This window comes from Treponema sp. OMZ 855 (genome assembly GCF_024181145.1).
Taxonomy (GTDB): Bacteria; Spirochaetota; Spirochaetia; order Treponematales; family Treponemataceae; genus Treponema.
The window spans coordinates 952099-971745 of record NZ_CP051194.1 but is presented as its reverse complement, the minus strand read 5'-3'; the positions used below and the strand labels follow the sequence as shown (position 1 = coordinate 971745).

The following is a 19647-nucleotide window of genomic DNA, read 5'->3' as shown; positions in this document are numbered from 1 at the left end:
ACAGGGTCAATGAAGGATGCACTCGTTTTTTTCGTTCAAGACCGGAAGAAATAGAAAAGGATGGGCTTTTCGCTTACATCCACCACCGTACTGCTGAGAAGCTGTTTTCAGCACGGATGCTGTGCGCGACTCTTCCGGTCAGCGAAAGCGGTTTTTATAAATGGAAGCGAAACAGGAAAAAGGTGAAAGCATGGCAGAAACTGCTCGCTCAAATGCATAAAATTCTTGAAGAGGATGAAGAAAATAAAAACTACGGTGTGAGGCGTATGCAGATGGCACTTGAACAACGGGGTATTAAGCGCTCATTGTCAACGATAAGACGGGCAATGGCACGAGGAAATCTGCTGCATGAAGACAGAAGGAGCCCTGACGGTCTTACAAAAGCCGACAAAAAGGCTCTGAGACCACAGAATATCATCAAGCAAGACTTTAGTACACAAGCGCCTTTGAGAAAATTGCTGACGGATATAACTCAGATACTGTGCAAGGACGGAAAACTGTATGTGTCGCCGCTTTTGGACTGTTATAATGGAGAGATCATTGCTCTTGCAATGGACACGAACATGAAAAAGGAACTATGCATAAAAACGATAACGGAGGCATACAAGAATTTTGATATAAAAAGCGGAGCGATAATTCACAGCGATTGCGGAAGCCAGTATACAAGCGGCGAGTACAAAAAGACGCTCGGACAACTGCATGCTGTCCAGAGTATGAGCGGAGTTGGAAAATACTGGGATAATGCCCGGATGGAAAGCTGGTTTGCGACGCTGAAAAAGGAAAAGATATATCAGCTTGATACGACAAAACTGACTGTGGAGGAAGTCAAGACAATCGTCTGGAGATACACGTTTGCTTATTACAACACCAAGCGTGTAACGACGGTAAATCCCGATGGCTTACCTCCACTGGTATACAGAAAAATAGCAGCTAAAAAAAGTGCTGCTTAAATACATTTGGGGTATTTAGGCACTGCACTAATATTGACTATTCCACGTGCGGGAGTTTAATACCCGCCGTTCATCTAGCGCCGCGGACGCCATCGTTCAAGAATGTGCATCCTTGCACATTTTATACCTACGTGTTTGCAGGGCAAACACACTAATGACTAAACCCACCGCCGTCCTTGGCAGTTCTGAAACGTCGAGGATTTTTCAGAAGCGGTATACACCCCTTCCGTAAGCCTTTTGAAATAGACGGCGCAGATACGAGGCGCGAACAAAAATAAAGCGGAGACGTACTTGGTGTACGTTGAGCATTTATTTTTGCGCAGCAACGAAGTAGATGCTCCGTATATTTCAAAAGGTTATTAGATGACGATATTTACCAACTTATTCGGCACCGTGATAACCTTTTTAGGCTGTTTATCGCTGAGGAAGCGCTGCGCACCATCTGTTTTTAGAGCGAGTGCTTCAAGCTCTTCCTTAGGCAAATCGACGGCAGCTTGAAATTTATCGCGCACCTTTCCGTTGATTTGCACGACAATCGTGCACTCGGAATCGATGCAAAACTTTTCGACAAACATCGGCCACTGCGTATATGCAATTGTTTCCGTATGCCCTAACTTCTCCCACAGCTCTTCGGCAAGGTGCGGTGCGTAGGGCGCAAGCAGCTTGACAAATGCCTCCCATGCAAAGCGGGGCACGGTCTGATATTTTCCGAGCGTATTGACAAAAATCATCATCTGGCTAATTGCCGTGTTGAAGTTGAGCGATGCAGTATCTTCGGTTATCTTTTTAATGGACTTATTGAGGAGCTTGGTAATTTCCGCATGTTCCGGCATACTCATGTCGTTCACCGGACAGGAAATCAGCTCTTTTTCGGAAATAGCCCAGATTTTCTCTAAAAAGCGGAAAATACCGATCAACCCCTGCGTGTTCCACGGTTTGGACATATCGAGCGGCCCCATGAACATCTCATACATGCGGCACGAATCGGCGCCATATTGAGCGATCATCTCATCAGGATTGATGACATTTTTTAGACTCTTCGACATCTTTGCGATAACCCGCTTCAACTTTTCGCCGGTACTCTTTTCTTCAAAAGCATCATCACCGGTCTGCACAACCTCATCGACCGGCACGAGCGATCCGTTTGAACGCTGATATGCAAAGGAGGTAATCATCCCCTGATTCACCAACCGCATGAACGGTTCTTTGGTATGCACCACGCCTAAATCGTACAGTACCTTGTGCCAAAAGCGGGCATAGAGGAGGTGGAGTACCGCATGTTCCGCACCGCCGACGTAGAGATTAACAGGCATCCAATACGCTTCTTTTTCCTTGGCACAAAAACTGTGTGCATTATGAGGATCGAGATAGCGGAGATAGTACCAGCAGGAACCCGCCCATTGAGGCATGGTGTTTGTTTCGCGGCGGGCAGGGGCTCCGCAGTGCGGACACACGGTATTCACCCATTCGGTGATTTTAGCAAGCGGGCTTTCTCCCGTGTCGGAAGGGGTGTAGCTATCCGTTTCAGGCAAGGCAAGCGGCAAATCCTTTTCGTCCAGCGGAACGACGCCGCATTTTGAGCAATGCACCAACGGAATGGGTTCTCCCCAGTACCGCTGCCTGCTGAAGACCCAGTCGCGGAGCTTATAATTAACGGCCTTTTTTCCGAAGCCGTTAGCGGCGGCGTAGTCGGTAACACGCTCTATTGCTTCCCGCGTCGGCAGTCCGGTAAATTCGCCCGAATTTACCGCATACCCGTCGGCTGCGGTACATGCTTGCGGTACTGCGCGGTAATCGCCCGCCGCTCCCTTTTCCTTCCATTCAGCCTCTGAGGCAACCGTTTGAATAATCGGCAGTGCGAAAACTTGAGCAAACTCCCAGTCGCGCTCATCATGCGCCGGAACTGCCATAATGGCGCCGGTTCCGTACGAAACCAAAATATAATCGGAGATCCAAATCGGAATAGGTTCTTTTGTCAGCGGGTTTACCGCGTATGCGCCGGTAAAGACGCCGGTTTTCTTTTTTGCAAGTTCAGTCCGTTCAAGGTCGGTTTTCTTTGCCGTCTCGTCAATATACTGCTGCACGGCGTCTTTTTGCGCCCCGCTGACAATGCGCATGACGAGCGGGTGTTCCGGAGCAAGCACGAGGTAGGTTGCCCCGAAAATAGTATCCGGCCGAGTGGTATATACAGTAATCTTTTCGCTTTCGTGCGGAGCGGCAAGGTGAAAGTCTATTTCCGCTCCGGTGCTTTTGCCGATCCAATTCCGCTGCATCATCTTAACGGACTGAGGCCAATCCAGCTCTTCCAAGTCTTCAAGGAGCCGCTCCGCATACGCAGTAATCTTGAGCATCCACTGTCGGACATTCTTGCGGACAACCTGTGCGCCGCACCGTTCGCAGCAGCCTTCTTTTACTTCCTCATTCGCAAGACCGGTTAAACAGCTCGGGCACCAGTTAATCGGCGCTTCCGTTTCGTAGGCCAAACCTTTTTTATACAGCTGTAAAAATATCCACTGTGTCCAGCGGTAATAGTCCACATCCGAAGTTGCAAGTTCGCGATCCCAGTCGTAGGAAAAACCGAACGCTTGTATTTGCCTCCGGAAGGTATCGATATTTTCTTTTGTCGTAATACGCGGATGAGTACCGGTCTTAATGGCGTAGTTTTCCGCCGGTAAGCCGAAGGAGTCAAATCCCATCGGGTGCAGTACCGCATATCCGTTCATACGGAGGTACCGGCAATAAATATCGGTTGCCGTATATCCTTCAGGGTGTCCGACATGCAAGCCAGCTCCCGACGGATACGGAAACATATCCAATACATACGCCCGTTTTTCCGGCGGATAATTTTCGTCTTCGGTTACTTTAAACGTCTTATGATCTTTCCAATATTTTTGCCATTTTTTTTCAATATCGCTAAAAGGATATGACATTATATAACTCCTTTGTGTAAAACATTTTAGAGGTTTTCCTTAGGTTGAGTTTACGATAACATCTATTATAGAAGAATTATTTTTTTACTGTTGGTTTTGGTGATACCGAACACCCGTAAAATATTCTCTGCGGTATAATCCGAATGGGCTAATTTATTGTAATAATCTGCAACGGTCTGCAACTCTTCTTGAGAATCATCATAGACAGCAAAAGCCGCTGCACTACGGAAAGCGCCTGCCTCAAGTAATTCCATCAAAGTCTTACTGCTATTTTTAGTACGCCGTTCTTTATCGACCACCGCAGCCGCACTGTCATATCCGATCGTACTGATAAAATCATTTTTTGTCATATTACACTCCTGGTTTAAACCTTTTTAAATCCTTCCTTCGAAACGCCGCAGAGCGGACATACCCACGTATTGGGCAAATCTTCAAATTGAGTACCGGGTTTAATGTTACCTTCAGGATCGCCGGTATTAGGATCATACTCATAACCGCATAAATCGCATACATATTTATCCATACCCCACTCCCTTTTCCATAATGCTTTAAGTATGACCAATACTATACGAGTTTTACAGCGGTTTTACAAGTAGGAGCAGAATACGGAAGCGGAGGCTATATATAGAAGCATTAGAATCTCTGGAAATGCCGCTTGCTTTTTAGGTCTCTTTTTCTTATAGTAACATCCTTATGAATATCCTCGAAAAATTTTATAGCGATGCACGGCGACGAACGGAAAAATTACCTGATCCTGCATTCCGGCAAGAACTGTGTACATTTTTTGTTCAAACAATCCGCAGTTACGATAAAAGCCTGCTTCCATTAGCGGAAGATTCGGCTGAATACTGGCTACGCACGCATCTACAAGATACAAAAGAAGACGCCGTCAACTGGTTCTATACCGTCTTTGCCCTCTTTGACGACAGCTTCGGCAGCGATATGGATTTTTCTGATGAAGATTGGGAAGAACTGCACGCAATTGTTTCGGCAGCGGCGGAAACACTCGATATGCACACCGTAAGCGCCATTATGAGCGTTATGGTTGAACGGAATAAGCTGGAATAGGAACGGTATTTGTGATACGGGATTTTTGCTGCGTAGAATATGAGCACTGTACCGCCTGTCCAAAGCGCTGCGGGGTAAATAGGAACGCCGGAGAACGAGGCTTTTGCGGAGAAACGGCGGAGCTGCGCATTGCATGGGTAGGGTTACACTTTGGAGAAGAACCTCCGATAAGCGGAGCGGGCGGTTCGGGAACGATATTCCTTACCGGCTGTAATCTCCGCTGTGTTTTTTGCCAAAACTTTCAAATTTCGCAAGAGGGTATGGGACGTGCCGTAACGGAACAGGAATTTATCGAAATATGCCTAACACTCCAGAACGCGGGAGCGGAAAACATCAACATCGTTACGGGCAGTCATGCGGTGCCGGCTTTGGGGGCAGGGCTCCGAGCCGCAAAGCAGCACGGTTTAACTGTTCCTGTCGTGTGGAACTCCTCCGCCTATGAAACGGCGGAAGCGCTCGAATCGATTGCAGATACCGTCGACGGATGGCTGCCCGACCTCAAAACGCTTAATCCCGAAACATCCCGCCGTGTTTTTGCCGCTCCGGATTATCCCGAACAAGCCTGTGCTGCAATCGAGACAATGGCACGGCTTTCTCCCCTCAACCTTACCCCGCCCGATGAGCAGTATCCGTTCGGTAAAATGCTGTCAGGCGTTATTGTCCGGCATCTTGCGCTTCCGGGAAAATTAGAGGATTCGCAAGCGGTACTCCGTTGGTTCGCTCAAAAGCTTAAAGGCAAGGCGCTGCTTTCGCTGATGACTCAGTACACGCCCATTACGGCAAATTCGAAAGCACGGCGCATCGACGCTTTTTCCAACCGCTTACTCGATGAATCCGAGGATATCCAACTGCGTACCTTCCTTGAAGATTTAAACATCGACGACGGTTTTTATCAAGAATTGGTAAGCGACTTGGATTGGCTCCCCGATTTTAACCGTGTACATACCTTTTCTTCCGCACTGTCAAAACCGCTCTGGCATTGGAAAACCGGCTGGGTACATTAACATTTATTTTCAGCTGCATCCTTTAAGTTCTGCGGTAACGAAGTACAGTCTATACTTCGTTACCTCTGTTCTCCGGATGCCTAGGCGGCTGCGTGCCGTGCTTCTCTCCGCGCGAGTATGCGCTGGATAAAGATAGACGCAACAAAGATCCCGACGCCGGCAAGGTCGGTTAATAAGGCGCTGTCGATGAGCAAGAACGCTCCTGCAAGCATCAAGAGCCGCATGAAAATATTCACCTTAGTGTGGAAATACCCTTCTACAGCGGCGCTGATTAAAAAGACGCCGACGCATGCGGTAAGCGCAACCTGAATACCCTGCCAAATATTCGTATCCATTAATAGCAGCTGATTATTGTAGACGAACATATACGGAATAATAAAACCGGCGAGCGCCAACTTAATGGACACAATACCCGTCTTCATCGGATTACCGCCCGATATACCTGCCGCTGCAAATGAGGCAAGCGCAACCGGCGGCGTAATATTGGCGAACATCGCAAAGTAGAAGCAGAACAAGTGAGCAGCCAACGGCGCAATGCCGAGCTCTATCAACGCGGGAGCCGCAATCGTTACGGTAATGATGTACGCAGGAATACTCGGTAAGCCCATACCAAGCAGCATACAGGTAACCATCGTAAAGACGAGCGTCAGCAACAAGCTCTTTCCGCCGAGCGAGATAATCGCGCTTGCCATATTGATGGTAAAGCCGGTTAAGCTCGACACACCGATAACGATACCGACACAAGCACAGGCAATCGCAACCGATACCGTCGATTTTGCGGAAGCGACAAAAGCAGCCTCTATATCTTTTAAGCTCATGCGCGTTTCTTTTTTAAGCTGCGCAATAATGATTGTCAAAATGATGGTTAAAAAAGCGCCTTTGATAACGGTATAACCGCTAAAGAACAGCATATACACCAAGAATAAAATCGGGATAGTCAGGTGCCAGTACATCTTCAGCGTTTCTTTCACCTTGGGCAGCTGATCTTTCGGCATACCGTCGAGTTTGTCCTTCGACGCGCGCAGCTGAATCTGGAAGATAATACCCAAATAGTAAATCAGCGCGGGGATAGCCGCCGCAACGACAATCTCTTTGTATTTAATACCGAGCGTTTCCGCCATGATAAAGGCAGCAGCACCCATAATCGGCGGTAAGAGCTGACCACCTACGGAAGCAGTTGACGAAACCGCACCGGAGAATTCTTTGCTGTATCCGATTTTCTTCATAAGCGGGATTGTAAACGAACCGGTTGTAACGACATTCGCAATTGCAGACCCGTTGATACTTCCAAGCAAGCCCGCCGCAATAACTGCGACCTTTGCAGGACCGCCTTTCGTATGCCCCGCCAAACCGATGGCAATATCGTTAAAGAATTTTCCCATTCCGCATTTATTCATAATTTCGCCGAATACGATGAATAAGAAAATATACGTCGAAGAAACGTTGACTGATGTACCGTAAATACCTTCAGTATTTGAAAAGAGGTGCCCAATCAATTTAGGCCATTTAAACCCTCTATGCAAAAACAGACCCGGCACGTTTATCGGGATAAGTCCCTGACGGGCGCCCATCAGCGCATAAATCATAAAGATGATCCCGATGACCGGTAATGCCCAACCCGTGATTCGCCGCGCAGCCTCTATTACCAATGCAACCAATATGGTACCCATGATAACGTCCGTCAGGTTTGCGTCCCCTACCCTGTCGATAATCGCTTGATAATTCACCCACATGTAGACGGGAATGATAACGGACAAAATCATCAGTATGTAATCATACCATGCGATAACTTTTCTACTCGATCTTTTAAATGCAGGATAGATTGCAAAAGTCATCAACAAAATCATGCCGACGTGAATGGAACGATGGCGCAAGGTCTCCGGCCGGATATAGCCGGAAGCATAAGCCAAATGGTAAAAGGTAACCAGCAGTGCAGTCCACTTGAGAATTTTTGTAAAAATCGGGTTAACAAAGTTTCGAGTTCTGCTTTCCCGTTCAAATTCTTCCAAGAGAGCCTTTTGGTCTATTGTTTTTTCTGTAGCCAAGATGTACTCCTCAATGGGGCATCGCTATTCCGAAGGATACGAAGCAAATCTAATCACGTTTTTAGCGATTGCCCGATCATAATGAAGAAGCGGTACAGTCTTACGACGGTATCAGCGCTTCTTCTGTAAGCCTAACCGTATTTTTGCTCGCTGGGGAAGCTCTTCTCCCCGTATGAGCACGGTATCATTTATCGTGATGTTTTTGAGATGTTTTTGCGAATGGATCCAATTAAACTCTTTGAACACACTGCCTTCTATATTTTCCATATAGATAAACCCGTCCTCATATCGGTAGGTACAGTCCATCTCCGCCGGAATACCGGCGCCGAAACCTTGAACGGCAATGGTAAAAAGTTTAAACGTATGTTCATCGGTTACCCGATAAAATTCTTTCCATAAGACATGTTCAAACGAATGTTCCCACTCAAACGAAAGAACATCGCCTGTCTGCACTGTTTGAATGCAATACCGTTCTTTCGTTACCTGATTGGAAATTTCGATAGTCTCATCGGAGGAACAGCCTAACGGCAGCAGTACGGCGACAATAAGCAGGCACACTTTATGCAAGAATGCCCGCGTAGGCATGAGCCACAATGCAGCAAAAAGCCGTTCCATCCAACGTATCCGTTAATTCTGCGGAGTCTTAAAACCTTTTTCCTGCCAGAATTTTACAGCGCCCGGATGCAGCGGAATTTTCACATCCTCTACACCGAAGGACAAATCGATATGCTTATTTGCCGCATTGTGCGATGCTTTAATCGTCGAAATATTATCGAAGATAACAGTCAGCATATCATATACGACCTCTTCTGAAAGTTCGCTGTTTACCAGCATGATGTTATATACAAAAACGGTATTAACATCCGCAGTGTTGTTATAGGTATTTGCCGGAATGATCGTCTGTGAGAAGAACGGATACTTTTGAATCAGAGCATCCCGACCTGCTCCATCAATCGGAACAATTTCCATATCATAGCTGGTAGCAAGCTCCATAATCGTTCCATTCGGAAGACCGGACGTAACAAAAGCTGCATCGCACTGACCGTTTTTCATTTGATCGATTGCTTCACCGTATGACAGATAGTCAACCTTGCTATCGGCATACGTCATACCGTAGGCTTCATAAATCATACGGGCATTTAACTCAACACCGGAGTTTGCAGCACCGACGCCGACACGTTTTCCTTTCAAATCTGCAACGGTTTTGATACCGGATTTGCGCAGTGTTACGAGCTGTACATAATTCGGCCACAAACGCATACAAGCAGTCAGCTTAGGATTCGCTTTACCTTCATAGGCGCCGAAGCCCTTATATGCCTGCATAACGGAGTCCTGCATTGCGATTGCAAGCTCCGCTTCACCCTTCGAGATCATCGAAATGTTTTCGGCTGATGCGCCGGTCGCTTGTGAACTGGTATTATACCCAGCCGATTTTAATGCTTCTGCGAAAGCTCCGCCGATCGGGAAATAAATACCGCTTGTAGGGCCTGTTGCAACTGTGACAAACTCTTTTGTTCTGTCAAGGTGATGCTCGGATTTTTCGCCGCTGCCGCTTTTTTCACAGCCGATTGTTGTCATCGCAATCAATGCCACCATACACAGCAATCCGAAAGTTACTCTTACTGTTTTCATACCTTCTCCTATAAAAGTTTTTGCAGGATGTTTCAACATCCGAAAAAACTTTTAGCCATGCGCGTTACGCGCATCCGTAAATAATCGAGTTTGCAACGCAAACTTGAGATAAAAAGTACCGGCGCCATTTCAGACGGTACTTTTTATCATATCTCCTATAAAAGTTTTTGCAGGATGTTTCAACATCCGAAAAAACTTTTAGCCATGCGCGTTACGCGCATCCGTAAATAATCGAGTTTGCAACGCAAACTTGAGATAAAAAGTACCGGCGCCATTTCAGACGGTACTTTTTATCATATCTCCTATAAAAGTCTTTTTCGGATGTTTCAACATCCAAAAAAACTTTTAGTCATGCGCGTTACGCGCATCCGCAAATAATCGAGTTTGCAACGCAAACCTTCTTTGATTATCTCTCTGTTTTAAACTTGCCTACTTCCAAGACAAGACCGTCTATACTTTGCTTATTTTTGACGGCAATTTCAAGAGACTCTTGTGCAGCCTCGTTGATTAGCTCCGTCTGCGAGGCAATATCCTCTATGTTTTCCCGTAAAATACGCGTTAAATCATCCAACCGTTTTGTTGCCGAAACAACCTTCTCACCGTCGGTAAGCATTTCACCGGAACCGCTCTTTACTTCGTTTGTCACGCCGGTAACATCGTTGATGATACCCCAGATAATTTTTCCATTTTCTTCCTGCTCATCCATCGCCTGCACCACCCCTTCAATAGAGGTGCTTAAGCCTTTGGAGTAGCCGGAAATGATATTAAACTTTTCAACAGCACCGGCAGCAGCACTCGCGAGCGTATCGATTTCAACAGAAAGATTCTTCAAAGTGATGGAAATCTTTTTACCCTGCGTACTGGACTCTTCTGCAAGTTTTCTAATCTCGGAGGCAACAACGGCAAATCCCTTACCGGCTTCTCCCGCATGAGCAGCCTCGATTGCAGCATTCATTGCAAGCAGGTTCGTTTGACTCGCGATGTTTTCTATTACGGCACCGGCCTCAATTAAATCGCCCGACGCTTCCGATATCCGCTGTGAAACCTCATTTGCTTTTACCAGTGTTTCGCGGCCATCGTTCGTAGCCGTAGAAAGATGACGAATAACCTCTCTGGTCTCTGCAACGTTTTCTCCTACGGTATCGATACTGTGAGACATCTTATCAAATGAAGATGAGGATTCGGTAACCATAGCGGCCTGTTTGCCGATACTTTCATCCAAGACTCTCAGCGTCGTTATGATGTGCTCGATAGCAGAAGCCGTACCGGATACGCTTTCTTCCTGTTCGACGAACCGATGTTTTAAATCTTCAATACCGGCAGTAATATTTGAAACAACCTCACTAACCGACATCATATTACTTTCAAGATCGGAACCGACCGCTTCCATCTCACGAGAGTCGATACCGATTTTTTGAATTGAATTTCTCAATTTCGCAATAGTCTGATTAAAGTATGATGACAATACACTCGTTTCATCTTTACCGCTCGCAGGCAGCTCTATGGTAAGGTCTCCCTCTCCCTGTGCAATATTTCGAAGCGCTGCAATAACGTGCTTGATGGGATGGGTGATATTCCGTGCAATATAGAAACCAAGCGCTATTGCAACTGCCAACTGAATTAACGCGATAAGAATAAATGTTTTAATCAAATTCGAAATATTCTCCGCCATAAACTCCGACACGGGAGCAGTTAAGAGGAGCGTCCAATCTGCATACCGCATCGACGCAACGGCAGATATATACTTAACGCCTTTTATTTCAGATACATTCACAGAGGACTTATGCGACGCAAGCGATTGTTTAAGAAACTGTGCATAGGCATTTGTCTCACTTCCGATTATCTCGCTGTAAATACTCTTATAAAGAATTTCGGGACGCCGATTTCCTAAGATAGTGCCGGACGAACTCACCAGATATGCAGTCCCGGTTTCACCGATGATAATATCGCTAATCAAATTTGAAAGCGCATCACCCAAAATAGTTGCGTTGATAACGCCGATGATTTTTCCCTGTAAATCACGCATAGGAATTGCAACGGTGAATATATACTTCCGGGAGGCAGAGGACGCCGCAGGTTCGGTAATTACATACTTTCCTTTACGCGCCGATTGGAACCAATCGGTACCGGCAACTTTTTCAACCGTGTTATCTGTCCGATAGAGCATACCGTCAAGCCCGCTGATACCGAAGCTGAGCCAGCCACGCTGCTTTTGCATCTGTATCTCATTCTTAAATAATTGTATTTTTTCTTGATATGGTATCGTTTCATCCTGAATGGCAGGCAAGTTGGAAAAAGCCTCCAATTTTCCGAAAAGCGCTTGGGAACGTTCGTCCAAAACTTTTGACGAATTTTTAACCAATTCCTTTAAAAAATATTCGGTATTATTCATGAGGGATACGGATGCAAGATATACCGCGACAATATAGACTACCAGCAAAATGAACACCGAAAAAAAGGCGAAAGCGGTTATCATCTTATTCCTAATTGAAAAAAATGAAAGTTTGCTCTGTGTATTTGAAACCGTATGTGCCATTATATTCTCCCGTAAAGTTTTTAGACGATGCCTTACTCTTTCAGCGTAGCATTGGAATCTCGCACAAAGCGGTTCAACGTAGCTTGAATATCATTTCCCGATGCAGCTTCTTTTAAAAGCGCATTCCAATATTCCCGCATCTTGGCAAAGCCGGTAATGTTATTGTAATACTGACCGAAAAAACGCTGAAGTACCGAATTATAGAGAATTTCGGCATCCTCAGTTTCTATTTGAATTTTAGAGCTTGCCGGAAAGCCACCGGTTGCGTTTATCAACTTAGGTGCCCATACTTCGTCGGTAGCGGCAAAATGAAGAAACTTCTTGGCTGCCTTAACTTTATTTACATTGCCGTTATTAAAGACACAAGCACCGCCTGCTAAAAATTCCAGAAGCGGAGCGCCGGCATTATTGGGGAAAGGCATATAGATCGGTGTAAAATCTTTTCCTTTATACCGCCGTTTGCCGTCATTCATTTTATTAAGCTGAGGAGAATACAAGATAGTATGCGCAGCTTTTGCGGAAACAAACATTGCAATCGCATCGTTTGAAGTAAGATCCTTTCCGTCGAGCAAAAGTCCCCGCTTCATTGCACGTACCGTCCAGTCCACATTCCGTACCGCTTGCTCAGAATTATAGATATAACTTGAATAATCTCCATTTAACAGATTTGCGTTTCCATAAAGGTTCACCAAAAACGCTCTGGTACCCTGGTCGCCGCCCATGTTCTTATAGTAGAAAACACCCGGGACAATTCCTGCCGGAAGCTTTTCTTTAAGGGCAGTTAAAAGCCTTTCATACTCTTCAACCGTCCACTGGCGGTCTCTCCGCTTATACGGCAGCAAATCGATAAGATGCAGATCTTCGAGCATTTCTTTATTGAACGCCATCGAAAAAGCACCTTCGTGCATCGGGTACATATAGGTGCGTCTATCTTTACCGGCAGAAACAGTCAAAAGCTCCGTCGTGATATACGGTTTTTCAGTTGCGAGAACATCATCAAGCGGTTCAAGCAGGCCCTTCCCCGCCCATCCGATAATTCGGCCGGGGGCATCATAAATAATATCGGGAGCCTTGCCTTCCGCTATGGCTTTTTCAATCTTTTCCGCTCCATCGGTAAAACTTATCAGTGTAAAATGTACTTTAATTGAAGGATTTTCTTTTTCAAACGCCGCGATTAAACTCTTTTCAAAATCGCCTTCGACACCGGTATCGGAGGTAAAATTAGGGAACGACCAAAATTCAATCTCCGCAGCGGTATCGGTTGTTTTAGCATTCATACATCCTGTACAAAACACCGCTAACAGCATAAACAGCACAGATACATTTTTTTGTAATAAATCGTGAAAAGCTTTCCTCATTACAGCACCTTGATATGTTATTTTACGAAGGTATTCATAAATCTGCGCATTTTAACATAAGCGGTAAAATATAACAATCGGTATCGATTTAATTGTTCACAGGCTCTCAAGCCCGTCCGTAATAATCTTTAAGGAAGCTGCGGTAGTATTCCGAAAAACGGTCTGCGGTAATTGCATCCCTGATTTCGGCAACCATTCGATGGAGGAATGCTAAGTTATGGTAGGTTGCAAGCATCGAATACAGAATTTCCTTACAGCGGAACAGGTGCCGCAGATACGCGCGGCTGTAATTCCGGCATACCTTGCAGGAGCAGCTCGGATCGATCGGGCCGAAATCGTATTCATATTCTTTCTTTTTAATTGAGATGGGCCCGGTACGAGTAAACAAGTTTCCGTTCCGCGCATTCCGCGACGGAAGCACGCAGTCAAAAATATCAACGCCGTTCTTTACCGCCTCTAAAATATAATCGGGGGTGCCGATACCCATCACATAGAGCGGTTTATGTTTGGGAACATGCGCGGCGGTAAAGGCCAAAAATTCCTTGTACACTTCCTCAGGCTCGCCGACGGAAAGACCGCCGATTGCGATACCGTGCGGATCACATTCCATAATCGATTCGATACTTCTGATACGGAGATCTTCAAAAAAACCGCCTTGTATAATCGGGAAAAGGCTTCCCTCGTACCCTTCCGTTTGATCCCATTCCCGCACCGCCCGATGCATCCACGCAGTTGTCAGTGTCAGCGCTTTTTCGGTTTCCTTTTTGGGAATACCGTAGGGGGAACAGATATCGAGCTGCATTTGAATGTCGCTGTTAAAGGCGGCCTGCACCTGTACCGCGATTTCGGGGCTTAAAAACTGCCTGCTGCCATCGATATGGCTCTGAAATGTTACGCCTTCTTCCTTAATTTTCCGTAGTTGAGACAGCGAGAATACCTGAAATCCGCCTGAATCCGTCAAAAAGTTTTTATTCCAGCCGGAAAACCCGTGCAGCCCGCCCGCCTGCTTGATAACGTCCATACCCGGCCGCAAAAAGAGGTGATAGGTATTCGCTAAAATGATTTCAAAACCTATTTCGTGTAAATCATCCTTGGTTATACCCTTTACCGTCGCCGCCGTTCCCACCGGCATAAAGGCGGGGGTTTGCACCGTACCGTGAGGCAGGCGTATCACTCCCGTGCGGGCAGCTAAACCTGCATCCTGATGTAAAAGCGTATAGATATTTTTTCGTTCTCTCATATTACAATCCTTTTAAATAGGCCGGCCTGTTGGCAGGCGGTAACGCACAATCTTCGAGCAATGCATCACTGGAATCGGCGGCAACCGTACTTTCCGCCGATTCGATTACCCCGATAAAAAAGCTGCCTTTAACCGATATGACTTGTACCCTGTCATGCTTATAGAGTACCTGTACGGGAAAAGCACCCCGCTCCGAAAGCTCCGCATCGGACGCGCTTACAGGAGCTTCAAGCGCTTTTTCCATAGCCTGTGCCACCGCCTCAGCTTCTTCCGATGAAAAAATCGGCAGCCAGTGATAAAACCTCACGTCAAACCACCCGGTCTGGGCAGCAGGAACAATCTCTAAGCCGGAAATACCGTAGATGGAACCTCCGCCCAGCAATTTGATAACCGCTTTTTTATAGTGAATGAGGTGCGCTTCCATATCGTGCTCCCGTTCCTGCTCCGGTGGAGCACTCGCAACCTGACTTCCGGCGACATTGCTCCCCGTTGCCGCATCGGCAGCAGGTACGGTATCAGCAGCAGGTACGACATCGGCACTCCGCGCAGATTCACAGAGGTTGAAGAACTCCTGAGGCGTGTAATAAATCTTTTTGCGCTCGTAGGCCTCGCGTGTTTTGCCGGTTACATACAAATGCACCATCAGACCGTCGTATAAGGCAGCGGCTTTGTTTTTGGTATAAGCGCCGATTATCGTTTGATCGAGTGTTCCGACGGCGGTATAAAAACCGCGTATTACCGCTTCCGCTGACATACCTGCCGTCTCAGGCGGTTTACGGAGATGCACTACCACCGCTGCCATTACGACAATAAGCGCGACACACAGTACCGCCGCTGCCGCAATTTTGCCGGAATTCCGTCTAACAAAGCGTTTTCGGCTGATGCGCTTCCGCGCCTTTTGAATAAAAGCATTGAGCGCCGCCTGCTGTTGTGCTGAATCCTCAGCTGCCTGTACCTCAGCCTCTTCGATTGGCGCCGCTTGCTCCTGCATACCGGCCTTCTGCGTGTTCGGCTGCTTCGCCGGTACTTCGTCTACCTGTATACCGGTGAAGAACGGCAGCGATTCATCGCAACAGCTGCAGAGCTGTTCTACAAACGGCAGTAGCGGCGCGGTACGGCAGTTAGGCATTATATCGCTGCCCGTAGTTTTTTCAAGACCGAGGCTCTTATATGCGGCGGATTTGGCACTACCATGCCGGCCCGTAGTTTTAGCACTCCCCTGCCCCGCAGCTGCCGATAACCCGTCATCGATAAGCCGCGCAAACTGCGGACACAGCGCCGGACAGCGGAGTTCAACCGGCACATAAATGCCGTCCCGTATATTCTGCACAAGCTGTTCCACCGCACCGTTGGCGCAAAAGTCATCCCCGTCTACCGCTGCAAACGGGACGGCGGCACTGTTAAAAGGCGGCGCTCCGGTTATACAGGCATAGCTGAGCGTTGCTAAGAAAAAGGACGCAGCATCGTTAAGAGGCACTCGTTCCGCATCGGGATGTACCCATGGATAATGGAAGCGGAGCGCCACCGCGGTTTCGGCAGTAACGCAGCGGAGTACTAATCGAGGCGGAAGCACGATAAGGTCTTGAGCGCCACCGTCCGTTCCTCTCTCCGCCAGCAAACACAAGGGGGCAGACATAGCTGCTCGGAAAAAAGCTTCGCTGACTGCGCCTCGTTTATACGCTGCGATAAGGTAAGAAAAAAGCCGGTATAACTTTCGTAATACAGCCTCTGCACGAAGAAGCGCCTGCGGATCACGGAACGCACCGGCAGCAGCATCCGTATCGAGACAAGCCAAACCGATAAGCGGTTGCGCTTCCTGCAGCAGCAACACAATCCCAACTTCATCCCGTCCTTTTTCCGTATTAAAAAACGTAACGGTTTCGTTAAGATAAAACTCCTGCACCGTCCCGTCAGAGGCGATACGCAAACAGGCGTCGTGAAGATAATCGGTAACAGCCGAATGCGCAAAAGCACGCGGCTCCATCCCCGAAGCAAGACAGCAATACGCCGCTCCGTTTATCTGATGTAGTATTATCGGACTCATATTTTCAAACATATTCTCCACCACGAAAAACAGGATTGAGTTTGTATCATAGCTGTTCTACTTTCCAGTCTCTAATCGTTCGTGTTACTTCATCAAATCCCGCACCGATCAATACAATCTTTTTTCCATCCGTCTTATACTGTGCGGCGTAGGCATTCTCTTTGATTTGCTCGAGTACATCTTCCGCAGTGCCGTTGCCACTCAGCTTAAACTCAAAAAGATAAACATTGTCCGCTGTATGCACTATGCAGTCTATTCTGCCTTTAGAGCAATGCTCTTCCGTCTGTACAAACTGCCCCATCAGTTTAAAAATAAGGTATACCGCTGTCTGGTAGTTTTGCTCCCGCAATTTCAGCTCTTTACTGCTAAAGTTGTCATACGAGATACCGGCAATAAGCGACTGCATCCGTTCCATAAAGCTATTCACATCACCCTTGCGGATGTCTTGTACAAACCGCCCAACCCATACCCCTGTTTGGCCGAACGGTACATCAGAATATGCAGGTAAAAGATTATTCAAAAAGCCGTACCGAACCTCATCATTCGGAAAGCCCAACCGATACAACCGTAAATCTTTTATATATTCCTTGATGGTTAAATATCCCGCTTGAAACAGAATTGGTAAGGTATCCTGTGCAATAGCTCGATACGTTTGCAAGCCTTCTTCATCCAGCTCAACATTTCCATCCAAGTCGGGGATATAATAGTGAGCTTCTTTGAGGTAATTGACTAAAAAAGTCGGTGTTCCCGTATTGAACCAGTAGCTTTTGATTTCTTTTTTCACAAAAGCACTCAAAAGGCTATAGGGATTATACATTCCCTCTCCTGCGGGATGGAACAGGTAACCGTCGTACCACTGCTTTAAGGCTGTCAATACCTCCGGATAGTCAATGTTCTGCCGCATTGCGAGTGTTTGTATATCCGGCTGGAAGTTTGCTTCAAGTTCTGTCTGACTTATACCGCAAATGCCGGCATAGTCTTCTTCCAGCGATATATCCCGAAGATTGTTCAAATCACTGAAAATACTAATCTTACTGAATTTAGTAACACCGATTAAAAAGGCAAAGCGGATATATTCATCGCAGGTTTTAATAACCGAATAAAATGCCTTGAGGGTATTGCGGTAATCTTCATTCAAGGCCTCATTTACGCCCATCGTTTGTAAGAGGGGCTTATCGTATTCGTCAACAAGAATGACTACTTGCTTACCGGTTTGCAGGTATGCGCCTTTCAAGAGTTTTTCAAAGCGTGAAGCAAAAAACGGTTGTGCTTCTTTCGATATCGAAATACCGTATAAAACCTCTGCTTCAGATAACATAACATTCAGCCGCTCATTTAAGGCACCGCTATCCGTGTATTTTCCGATATTAAAGTCAAAATACAGAACAGGATATTCCTGCCATGCAGATCGATTTTCTTGTAAAGCAAGTTCCTCTTCAGCTGTTTCAAGGTATAAGTCTTTGAATAACTCTTTTTTTCCAAGAAAGTATGCAGATAATGTCGAAAGGAACAAACTCTTGCCAAATCTCCGCGGACGGCTGAGAAAATAAACACGACTGCTTGTTACTAATTGAGTGATATACTTCGTCTTATCTACATAGAGATAACGGTCATTCCGTAATACCTTAAAACTCTGTACGCCGATCGGCAATTTTCGTGGAAAGTTCATGGAGTAAGTATAACAGGATTTGTCCGGTCAGGCAATTTCGATGTAAACCACCAACTAGGCATCTCTAAAAAACTGAGGTTTTTAGAAATAAAATACAGTGATACACCGTATATTTTCAAAAGGGCGTACTGTGGCTTATCTTCCACAACCGGTGAATTTTTTTATTCCGAAAATCTTCCGGTATCGATTGTGCGCTGATGTCCTGCACGGTGAAGAGCGTATTGTTGTAAATAAACTTATCCTCTCCCATGCTGCGATCCGGTCTATCCGAAAGTTCCGCCGTGTCAAAACGCAACGTTCGTGAATTGGTCGAAAAGTATAAAATGCCTTCCGCCGCCAATACCTGACAGCAACTGCGGATTAAATCCTGCCAATGCCGATTCACATCGAAGAATTGGGGCGCACGTTTTGAATTGGAAAATGTCGGCGGGTCGCAGATGATAATATCCCACCGTTCTTTCCGTTTTGCAGCCTGCTCCAGAAAAAGACGGACATCGCTTTGCACAAACCGGCAGCGTTCGGAATCGGCGACCCCATTCAGCTGAGCATTTTCAGCCGCCCATTGCAAATAGTTTTTTGACAAGTCAACCGAACAAACCCGCCGCGCTCCGTTTACCAGCGCATGGATAGAAAAAGAAGCAGTATAGCAAAAAAGATTCAACACGGACTTACCGGCAGCACTGTCGGCAACGGCAAGCCGAGCCGGACGGTGATCAAGAAATAAACCGGTATCGAGATAATCGGATATATTGACAAAGAAGCGGCACTTACCTTCCCGCACGATAATCCGCTTTCCGCTGTCCGCAATCTTTTCATATTGAGCTTCACCGCGCTGCCGCTTTCGGCATTTTTCATATACTTGCTCCGAAGGAATCTGTAAAGCAGTACATAACGCTTCCGCCAGCTCCGAAAGAGAAGCAACATTTTTATCTTCGTGCCTATAGACCTGCCGTTCATACTCGGTAAGCACGGCGAACAGCACTCCGGTTGTATCTTCAATATAGAGATCAACGGCAACGGGAATTTCGGGAATATCCCTATCATACAGCCGATAGGCAAAGAGGTTTAATCGCCGTGCATATTTTTTTAAATGCTTATACCGTTTTACGAGGCGGTTATAAAAAAGAGCCGCCTGTTGAGAATATTCGGAAGAGTTCATAGCAGTTTTACT

The 19647-nt window shown here is 46.5% G+C and carries 15 protein-coding genes; 3 read left to right on the top strand and 12 right to left on the bottom strand.

Annotated elements, in window-relative coordinates; translation table 11 throughout:
• Positions 1-116 precede the first annotated feature (116 nt).
• A complete protein-coding gene (locus E4N65_RS04390) occupies positions 117-950 on the top strand; it encodes an IS3 family transposase (RefSeq protein ID WP_253674209.1) in 834 nt (277 codons plus the stop codon).
• 359 nt (positions 951-1309) lie between these two features.
• On the opposite strand, the gene leuS is transcribed toward E4N65_RS04390, so the two are convergent.
• The 3 genes from leuS to rd form a co-directional block, all read right to left on the bottom strand.
• Positions 1310-3880, bottom strand: coding sequence for a leucine--tRNA ligase (gene leuS / locus E4N65_RS04385; protein WP_253674207.1), 2571 nt, complete (start codon positions 3878-3880; stop codon positions 1310-1312).
• 65 nt (positions 3881-3945) lie between these two features.
• Positions 3946-4230: a hypothetical protein gene (locus E4N65_RS04380; protein ID WP_253674204.1), complete on the bottom strand. Its 285-nt coding sequence runs from the start codon at positions 4228-4230 to the stop codon at positions 3946-3948.
• 14 nt (positions 4231-4244) lie between these two features.
• Positions 4245-4403 carry a rubredoxin gene (gene rd / locus E4N65_RS04375; protein WP_016523563.1) on the bottom strand — a complete coding sequence of 53 codons (159 nt, stop codon included), beginning with the start codon at positions 4401-4403 and terminating at the stop codon, positions 4245-4247.
• 170 nt (positions 4404-4573) lie between these two features.
• On the opposite strand from rd, the gene E4N65_RS04370 reads away from it, so the two are divergent.
• Complete coding sequence (locus E4N65_RS04370) at positions 4574-4948, top strand: hypothetical protein (protein WP_253674202.1); 375 nt, start codon at positions 4574-4576, stop codon at positions 4946-4948.
• Between the two features lie 11 nt (positions 4949-4959).
• On the top strand, positions 4960-5952 hold the full coding sequence (locus tag E4N65_RS04365) for a radical SAM protein (protein WP_253674200.1): 993 nt from the start codon (positions 4960-4962) through the stop codon (positions 5950-5952).
• An 80-nt stretch (positions 5953-6032) separates the two neighbouring features.
• On the opposite strand, the gene E4N65_RS04360 is transcribed toward E4N65_RS04365, so the two are convergent.
• The 9 genes from E4N65_RS04360 to E4N65_RS04320 all read right to left on the bottom strand — a co-directional run bounded on the left by E4N65_RS04360 (position 6033) and on the right by E4N65_RS04320 (position 19635).
• Positions 6033-7997: a TRAP transporter permease gene (locus E4N65_RS04360; RefSeq protein WP_044012784.1), complete on the bottom strand. Its 1965-nt coding sequence runs from the start codon at positions 7995-7997 to the stop codon at positions 6033-6035.
• Between the two features lie 111 nt (positions 7998-8108).
• Positions 8109-8612 (bottom strand): DUF1850 domain-containing protein, encoded by a 504-nt coding sequence (locus tag E4N65_RS04355; protein WP_235619725.1) that lies wholly within the window; start codon positions 8610-8612, stop codon positions 8109-8111.
• A 12-nt stretch (positions 8613-8624) separates the two neighbouring features.
• A complete protein-coding gene (locus E4N65_RS04350; protein ID WP_044016833.1) occupies positions 8625-9629 on the bottom strand; it encodes a TAXI family TRAP transporter solute-binding subunit in 1005 nt (334 codons plus the stop codon).
• A 406-nt stretch (positions 9630-10035) separates the two neighbouring features.
• Positions 10036-12165 (bottom strand): methyl-accepting chemotaxis protein, encoded by a 2130-nt coding sequence (locus E4N65_RS04345; protein ID WP_044012787.1) that lies wholly within the window; start codon positions 12163-12165, stop codon positions 10036-10038.
• A gap of 32 nt (positions 12166-12197) precedes the next feature.
• On the bottom strand, positions 12198-13523 hold the full coding sequence (locus E4N65_RS04340; protein WP_044012790.1) for an ABC transporter substrate-binding protein: 1326 nt from the start codon (positions 13521-13523) through the stop codon (positions 12198-12200).
• A gap of 106 nt (positions 13524-13629) precedes the next feature.
• Positions 13630-14763 (bottom strand): tRNA guanosine(34) transglycosylase Tgt, encoded by a 1134-nt coding sequence (gene tgt, locus E4N65_RS04335; protein ID WP_044012792.1) that lies wholly within the window; start codon positions 14761-14763, stop codon positions 13630-13632.
• 1 nt (position 14764) lies between these two features.
• On the bottom strand, positions 14765-16819 hold the full coding sequence (locus tag E4N65_RS04330) for a hypothetical protein (RefSeq protein ID WP_253674199.1): 2055 nt from the start codon (positions 16817-16819) through the stop codon (positions 14765-14767).
• A gap of 34 nt (positions 16820-16853) precedes the next feature.
• The gene (locus E4N65_RS04325; protein ID WP_044012798.1) at positions 16854-18476 is read right to left on the bottom strand and encodes an ATP-binding protein; all 1623 of its coding nucleotides are present in this window, start codon (positions 18474-18476) and stop codon (positions 16854-16856) included.
• 115 nt (positions 18477-18591) lie between these two features.
• Positions 18592-19635, bottom strand: a complete 1044-nt coding sequence (locus E4N65_RS04320) for a class I SAM-dependent methyltransferase (RefSeq protein ID WP_044012801.1) — start codon at positions 19633-19635, stop codon at positions 18592-18594.
• Between the last annotated feature and the right edge of the window lie 12 nt (positions 19636-19647).

What these genes read in the sequence shown, in the direction of transcription:
- E4N65_RS04390 (WP_253674209.1), top strand. Translation starts at nt 117, where the DNA reads ATGCTGTGCGCGACTCTTCCGGTCAGCGAAAGCGGTTTTTATAAATGG.
- leuS (WP_253674207.1), bottom strand. Translation starts at nt 3,880, where the DNA reads ATGTCATATCCTTTTAGCGATATTGAAAAAAAATGGCAAAAATATTGG.
- E4N65_RS04380 (WP_253674204.1), bottom strand. Translation starts at nt 4,230, where the DNA reads ATGACAAAAAATGATTTTATCAGTACGATCGGATATGACAGTGCGGCT.
- rd (WP_016523563.1), bottom strand. Translation starts at nt 4,403, where the DNA reads ATGGATAAATATGTATGCGATTTATGCGGTTATGAGTATGATCCTAAT.
- E4N65_RS04370 (WP_253674202.1), top strand. Translation starts at nt 4,574, where the DNA reads ATGAATATCCTCGAAAAATTTTATAGCGATGCACGGCGACGAACGGAA.
- E4N65_RS04355 (WP_235619725.1), bottom strand. Translation starts at nt 8,612, where the DNA reads ATGGAACGGCTTTTTGCTGCATTGTGGCTCATGCCTACGCGGGCATTC.
- E4N65_RS04350 (WP_044016833.1), bottom strand. Translation starts at nt 9,629, where the DNA reads ATGAAAACAGTAAGAGTAACTTTCGGATTGCTGTGTATGGTGGCATTG.
- E4N65_RS04345 (WP_044012787.1), bottom strand. Translation starts at nt 12,165, where the DNA reads ATGGCACATACGGTTTCAAATACACAGAGCAAACTTTCATTTTTTTCA.
- E4N65_RS04340 (WP_044012790.1), bottom strand. Translation starts at nt 13,523, where the DNA reads ATGAGGAAAGCTTTTCACGATTTATTACAAAAAAATGTATCTGTGCTG.
- tgt (WP_044012792.1), bottom strand. Translation starts at nt 14,763, where the DNA reads ATGAGAGAACGAAAAAATATCTATACGCTTTTACATCAGGATGCAGGT.
- E4N65_RS04330 (WP_253674199.1), bottom strand. Translation starts at nt 16,819, where the DNA reads ATGTTTGAAAATATGAGTCCGATAATACTACATCAGATAAACGGAGCG.
- E4N65_RS04325 (WP_044012798.1), bottom strand. Translation starts at nt 18,476, where the DNA reads ATGAACTTTCCACGAAAATTGCCGATCGGCGTACAGAGTTTTAAGGTA.
- E4N65_RS04320 (WP_044012801.1), bottom strand. Translation starts at nt 19,635, where the DNA reads ATGAACTCTTCCGAATATTCTCAACAGGCGGCTCTTTTTTATAACCGC.